We start from the raw sequence: 6,673 nt of genomic DNA on the forward strand, positions 1-6,673 counted from the left end.
CCGTCGGCCCGCTGCGTTGTCACGCGTTGTCAGTGGCAGCCGATAGCCTGCACAAACAGACTTGCGAACAGTGCGATCAGGGAGGGGCGCCGTGCGCGTACTCGGGGTGGACCCCGGACTCACCCGGTGCGGTGTGGGCGTGGTCGAGGGCGTCGCGGGACGCCCGCTGACCATGCTCGGCGTCGGCGTCGTCCGCACGCCCGCCGACGCCGACATCGGGCAGCGGCTCGTCGGCATCGAGCGCGGCATAGAGGAGTGGCTCGACCGCTTCCAGCCCGAACTCGTCGCCGTGGAGCGGGTGTTCAGCCAGCACAACGTGCGTACGGTGATGGGCACCGCACAGGCCAGCGCCGTCGCCATGCTGTGCGCCAGCCGCCGCGGACTGCCCGTCGCCCTGCACACCCCCAGCGAGGTCAAGGCCGCCGTCACCGGCAGCGGACGCGCCGACAAGGCCCAGGTCGGCGCCATGGTCACCCGGCTGCTCCGGCTCTCCGCGCCGCCCAAGCCGGCCGACGCCGCCGACGCCCTCGCCCTCGCCATCTGTCACATCTGGCGCGCCCCCGCCCAGAACCGCCTCCAGCAGGCCGTCGCCCTGCACGCCTCGAAAGGCCGCACGTCATGATCGCCTTCGTCAGCGGCCCGGTCGCCGCGCTCGCCCCCACGACCGCAGTCGTCGAGGTCGGCGGCGTCGGCATGGCCGTCCAGTGCACCCCGAACACCATCGCGGGCCTCCGGATCGGCGAGCACGCCCGCCTGGCCACCTCCCTGGTCGTACGGGAGGACTCGCTCACCCTGTACGGCTTCGCGGACGACGACGAGCGCCAGGTCTTCGAGCTGCTCCAGACCGCCAGCGGCGTCGGCCCCCGGCTCGCCCAGGCCATGCTCGGCGTACACAGCCCCGACGCGCTGCGCCTCGCCGTCTCCACCGGCGACGAGAAGGCGCTGACCGCCGTCCCCGGCATCGGCAAGAAGGGCGCCCAGAAGCTCCTCCTCGAACTCAAGGACAAACTCGGCGCCCCGCTCGGCAGCAGCGGTCTCGTCGGCGCCCAGCGTGCGGCCGCCACCGGACCCGCCCCCTGGACCGAGCAGCTCTCCGCCGCCCTCATCGGTCTCGGCTACGCGAGCCGGGAGGCGGAGGAGGCCGTGGCGGCGGTGACGCCGCAGGCCGAGGAGGCGATCGCCGCGGGCGGCTCCGCCCCGGTCCCGCAGCTGCTGAGGGCAGCGCTGCAGACGCTGAACCGCGCGCTGACGCCACCCGGGGGCTCCGCCCCCGGCCCCCCGCGCCTCAATCGCCGGCGAGGCTGATTTTTCCACCACCACCGAGAAGGCAGAGCACGTGAACTGGGACGACGAGACGGACACCGCCGAGCCGGACGCGCGCCTCGTCGGCGCCTCCGCCGAGGGCGACGACCAGGCCGTCGAGGCCGCGCTGCGCCCCAAGGACCTCAGCGAGTTCGTCGGCCAGGAGAAGGTCCGCCAGCAGCTCGACCTCGTTCTGAAGGCCGCCCGGCAGCGCGGCGCCACCGCCGACCACGTGCTGCTCTCCGGCGCCCCCGGACTCGGCAAGACCACCCTGTCGATGATCATCGCCGCGGAGATGAACGCGCCGATCAGGATCACCAGCGGCCCCGCCATCCAGCACGCCGGCGACCTCGCCGCGATCCTCTCCTCCCTCCAGGAGGGCGAGATCCTCTTCCTCGACGAGATCCACCGGATGTCCCGGCCCGCCGAGGAGATGCTCTACATGGCGATGGAGGACTTCCGGGTCGACGTCATCGTCGGCAAGGGCCCCGGCGCCACCGCCATCCCCCTGGAGCTGCCGCCCTTCACCCTGGTCGGCGCCACCACCCGGGCCGGCCTGCTGCCGCCGCCGCTGCGCGACCGCTTCGGCTTCACCGCGCACATGGAGTTCTACGAGCCGCACGAGCTGGAGCGGGTGGTGCGGCGCTCCGCCGGGCTCCTCGACGTCGAGATCGACACCGCCGGCGCCGCCGAGATCGCCGGCCGCTCCCGCGGCACCCCCCGCATCGCCAACCGGCTCCTGCGCCGCGTGCGCGACTACGCCCAGGTCAAGGCCGACGGCGTGATCACCCGCGAGATCGCCGCGGCGGCCCTCGGGGTGTACGAGGTGGACAGCCGCGGCCTCGACCGGCTGGACCGCGCGGTCCTGCAGGCGCTCCTCAAGCTCTTCGGCGGCGGACCGGTCGGTCTGTCCACCCTCGCCGTCGCCGTGGGGGAGGAGCGCGAGACCGTCGAGGAGGTCGCCGAACCCTTCCTCGTACGGGAGGGGCTACTGGCCCGTACGCCCCGTGGCCGGGTCGCCACTCCGGCGGCCTGGAGCCACCTCGGAATGGTTCCGCCGCAGGCAGCGGGCCCGGGGCCGGCGGGCGGCGGGTCGGGAACGGGACAACAGGGTCTCTTCGGGGCGTGACGGCGCGGAGACTCGCCCATTAGGGAACCGGGGTGCGATGCTGGGCGTTGTTCCATCGATGCGGACTCGCCTAGACTCCGCCGATGCCGCCCTTATGGTCGGCGCATCCACCCCCGAATCAGGCCGCGGAGTCTTCCCCGGCCTTGCGAAGGAAATTCCGTCCCGTGAATAACATCGGCATGCTCCTCCCGTTCATCGTGCTCATCGGGGCCATGTTCCTCATGACCCGCTCTGCCAAGAAGAAGCAGTCGCAGGCGGCGGAGATGCGCAACCAGATGCAGCCCGGAACCGGCGTACGCACGATCGGGGGGATGTACGCCACCGTCAAGGAGATCGGCGACGAGACGGTCCTCCTCGAGGTCGCGCCCGGCGTCCACGCGGTCTACGCGAAGAACGCCATCGGCGCCGTCCTGGAGGACTCCGAGTACAACCGGATCGTCCACGGTGACGACCCGGAGACCGTCGTCCCGGACGACGCCTCGTCGCTGACCGAGACCGCCGACGCGGCCGCCGAGGAGACCTCGGCCGAGGTCAAGACGGACCTCACCAAGAAGGCCGACGCCGGCGAGGGCGACAAGGACGGCAAGGCGGACGGCGAGACCGAGGCCAAGTAGTCGCACGCGGGAGCCGCGCGTAGCCCACCCGGCACGCGCGGCTCCCGCGACGGTCTCACGTCTGCGGGGGCAGGTCCCCGGGGGCAGGTCCCCACACACACTTCGTGGCCGTCTCCCGCCCAACCGGTGGGGGCGGTTTGGACAGGGAGAAACGACAAGGTGGCAGCACCGAAGAAGGGCCGAAGGCCGGCGGGGGGCCAGAGCCGGCCGGGCCGCGCCCTGGCACTCATTCTGATCGCCATGGTCGCGCTCACCGGCGGCATGTTCTGGTCGGGGCACACCACCCCGCGCCTGGGCATCGACCTCGCCGGCGGCACGTCGATCACGCTCAAGGCGAAGGCGGAGCCCGGACAGGAGTCCGCCGTCAACGAGACCAACATGAACACGGCGGTCGGCATCATCGAGCGCCGTGTCAACGGTCTGGGTGTCTCGGAGGCCGAGGTCCAGACGCAGGGCCGCGAGAACATCATCGTCAACATCCCCAAGGGGACGAACGAGCAGCAGGCCCGCGACCAGGTCGGCACCACCGCCCAGCTGTACTTCCGGCCGGTCCTCGCCGTCGCCGCGGCCGAGCAGCCGCAGCCGAAGCCGAGCGCCACCCCGAGCGGCACCAAGTCCGGCTCGCCCAAGCCCACCGCCTCCGCGCCCACCGCGGACAAGGGCAAGGACGACAAGGGCGGGAAGTCCGCCACCCCGACGGCCACCGCCTCCACCCAGGGCCGCGCCGTCACCGAGGCCCTGAAGGCCCCGAGCCCGACGGCCACCGCGAGCTCGTCTTCGTCCCCGTCGCCGAAGGCGACCGGCACGCCGAAGCCGAAGCCGACCGCTGACGCCGCCACCGCCGCCCTGCAGCAGAAGTTCGCCGCGCTGAACTGCCTCGACCCCAAGCAGCGCTCCGCCGCCGGTCAGGGCGTCAAGCCGACCGACCCGGCCGTCGCCTGTGGCAAGGCCGGCAAGGACGCGAACGGCAAGGACGTCTGGGAGAAGTACCTGCTCGGCCCGGCCGAGGTCGAGGGCAAGGACGTCGACGACGCCAAGGGCGTCTTCGACCAGCGCCGTGGCATGTGGATCGTGACCATGGACTTCACGGACGCCGGTTCGAAGAAGTTCCAGACGATCACCAGCAAGCTGTCGGCCCAGACCGAGCCGCAGAACCAGTTCGCGATCGTCCTCGACGGCGAGGTCGTCTCGGCCCCGTCCGTGCGCCAGACGCTCTCCGCCAGCGCCGAGATCTCCGGCAGCTTCAACCAGCAATCGGCCCAGGACCTCGGCAACATCCTGTCGTACGGTGCCCTGCCGCTGTCCTTCCAGACCCAGAGCGTGGACACCGTCACCGCCGCCCTCGGCAGCGACCAGCTCCAGGCGGGTCTGATCGCCGGCGCCATCGGCCTCGGCCTGGTCATCATCTACCTGGTGGTCTACTACCGCGGCCTGTCGCTGATCGCCATCCTCAGCCTCGCCGTCTCGGCCCTGCTCACCTACGTGATCATGGCCCTGCTCGGCCCGGCCATCGGCTTCGCGCTGAACCTGCCGGCCGTCTGTGGCGCCATCGTGGCCATCGGCATCACCGCGGACTCGTTCATCGTCTACTTCGAACGCATCCGCGACGAGCTGCGCGAGGGCCGCACCCTGCGTCCGGCCGTCGAGCGCGCCTGGCCGCGCGCCCGCCGCACCATCCTGGTCTCCGACTTCGTGTCGTTCCTCGCCGCCGCGGTGCTCTTCATCGTCACCGTCGGCAAGGTCAAGGGCTTCGCGTTCACGCTCGGCCTGACCACGCTCCTCGACATCGTCGTGGTGTTCCTCTTCACCAAGCCGGTGATGACGCTCCTGGCCCGCACGAAGTTCTTCGGCAACGGCCACCCCTGGTCCGGTCTGGACCCGAGGCGTCTCGGCGCCAAGCCGCCGCTGCGCCGCTCCCGCCGTACGTCCGCTTCCGCCGCTGGCGCTGTCGACACGAAGGAGGCGTGAGATGTCGAAGCTCGGAGATCTCGGCGCCCGGCTCCACCGAGGCGAGGTCGGCTACGACTTCATCGGCAACCGCAGGATCTGGTACGGCATCTCGATCCTGATCACCATCACGGCCATCGTCGCCCTCGCGGTGCGCGGACTGAACATGGGCATCGAGTTCCAGGGCGGCGCCGTCTTCACCACCCCGAAGACGGACGTCTCGGTCTCGCAGGCCACCGACTACGCCAAGGACGCCTCCGGCCACGAGGCCCTCGTCCAGAAGCTCGGCAACGGTTCGCTGCGCATCCAGGTCGGCGGCCTCGACACGGACAAGTCCGACCAGGTCCGCGGCGAGCTCGCCAAGGACCTGAACGTCCCCCAGGAGAAGATCGCGGCCGAGATCGTCGGCCCCAGCTGGGGTGACCAGATCGCCACCAAGGCGTGGACGGGCCTCGCGGTCTTCATGATCCTCGTGGTGCTCTACCTCGCCATCGCCTTCGAGTGGCGGATGGCCGTCGCGGCGCTCGTCGCGCTCATCCACGACCTCACCATCACCGTCGGCATCTACTCGCTGGTCGGCTTCGAGGTCACCGTCGGTACGGTCATCGGTCTGCTGACGATCCTCGGTTACTCGCTCTACGACACGGTCGTCGTCTTCGACTCCCTCAAGGAGCAGACGAAGGGCATCACCAAGCAGACCCGCTGGACGTACAGCGACGTCGCCAACCGCTCGATCAACGGCACCCTGGTCCGCTCGATCAACACCACGGTCGTGGCCCTGCTGCCGGTCGCCGGTCTGCTCTTCATCGGCGGCGGCGTGCTCGGCGCCGGCATGCTGAACGACATCTCGCTGTCGCTGTTCGTGGGTCTCGCCGCCGGTGCGTACTCCTCGATCTTCATCGCCACGCCGCTGGTCGCCGACCTCAAGGAGCGCGAGCCGGCCATGCAGGCGCTGAAGAAGCGCGTCCTGGCCAAGCGGGCCGCCGCTGCCGCCAAGGGCGAGGAGGCCGACGGCGACGGGTACGGCGACCCCGAGCCGGCCGTCGTCGGCCAGCGCTCGCGCCGCGGCCGCTCCCCGGAGCGCCGCGGATGAGCGTCGAACTGCTGCTGAGCCGCATCCGCGACGTCCCCGACTACCCGAAGCCCGGGGTGCTGTTCAAGGACATCACCCCGCTGCTCGCGGACCCGGAGGCCTTCACGGCGCTCACCGACGCGCTCGCCGGGCTCTGCAAGGACGCCGGCGCCACGAAGATCGTCGGCCTGGAGGCCCGCGGCTTCATCCTGGCCGCGCCGGTCGCCGTCCGCGCCGGGATCGGCTTCATCCCGGTCCGCAAGGCCGGGAAGCTGCCCGGGGCCACCCTGCGGCAGGCGTACGAGCTGGAGTACGGCACCGCCGAGATCGAGGTGCACGCCGAGGACCTGGCCGCGGGCGACCGCGTCATGGTCATCGACGACGTCCTCGCCACCGGCGGCACCGCCGAGGCCTCCATCGAGCTCATCCGCCGCGCCGGCGCCGAGGTCGCCGGCGTCGCGGTCCTCATGGAGCTCGGCTTCCTGCCGGGCCGCGCGCGCCTGGAGCCGGCACTGTCCGGCGCCCCGCTCACGGCGCTGATCACCGTCTGACCGCGGACCGGTACGCAGACCGGTACGCAGACCGCCCCGGTCCGAGGCCCACCGCCTC

7 protein-coding genes are annotated in these 6,673 nt (G+C 71.5%); all 7 read left to right on the forward strand.

The genetic code is table 11. From position 1 onward, the window contains the following. The first annotated feature begins 91 nt into the window (after nt 1–91). Nucleotides 92–622 (forward strand): crossover junction endodeoxyribonuclease RuvC, encoded by a 531-nt coding sequence (gene ruvC, locus ACWEJX_RS31725; RefSeq protein WP_451610864.1) that lies wholly within the window; start codon nt 92–94, stop codon nt 620–622. After that, the gene (ruvA, locus tag ACWEJX_RS31730; protein WP_451610865.1) at nt 619–1,305 is read left to right on the forward strand and encodes a Holliday junction branch migration protein RuvA; all 687 of its coding nucleotides are present in this window, start codon (nt 619–621) and stop codon (nt 1,303–1,305) included. Before ruvC ends, ruvA begins: the two co-directional genes overlap by 4 nt. A gap of 31 nt (nt 1,306–1,336) precedes the next feature. Continuing rightward, nucleotides 1,337–2,431, forward strand: a complete 1,095-nt coding sequence (gene ruvB / locus ACWEJX_RS31735) for a Holliday junction branch migration DNA helicase RuvB (RefSeq protein WP_451610866.1) — start codon at nt 1,337–1,339, stop codon at nt 2,429–2,431. 179 nt (nt 2,432–2,610) lie between these two features. Then, a complete protein-coding gene (yajC, locus tag ACWEJX_RS31740; protein WP_451610871.1) occupies nt 2,611–3,045 on the forward strand; it encodes a preprotein translocase subunit YajC in 435 nt (144 codons plus the stop codon). Nucleotides 3,046–3,204: 159 nt separating this feature from the next. Further along, nucleotides 3,205–5,013, forward strand: coding sequence for a protein translocase subunit SecD (gene secD / locus ACWEJX_RS31745; protein ID WP_451610867.1), 1,809 nt, complete (start codon nt 3,205–3,207; stop codon nt 5,011–5,013). A gap of 1 nt (nt 5,014) precedes the next feature. Further along, nucleotides 5,015–6,085: a protein translocase subunit SecF gene (secF, locus tag ACWEJX_RS31750; RefSeq protein WP_451610868.1), complete on the forward strand. Its 1,071-nt coding sequence runs from the start codon at nt 5,015–5,017 to the stop codon at nt 6,083–6,085. Beyond that, the gene (locus tag ACWEJX_RS31755; RefSeq protein WP_451610869.1) at nt 6,082–6,615 is read left to right on the forward strand and encodes an adenine phosphoribosyltransferase; all 534 of its coding nucleotides are present in this window, start codon (nt 6,082–6,084) and stop codon (nt 6,613–6,615) included. The genes secF and ACWEJX_RS31755 overlap by 4 nt, the downstream gene beginning before the upstream one ends. Nucleotides 6,616–6,673: the final 58 nt, after the last annotated feature.

The sequence above is a fragment of the Streptomyces sp. NPDC004788 genome (genome assembly GCF_053601115.1).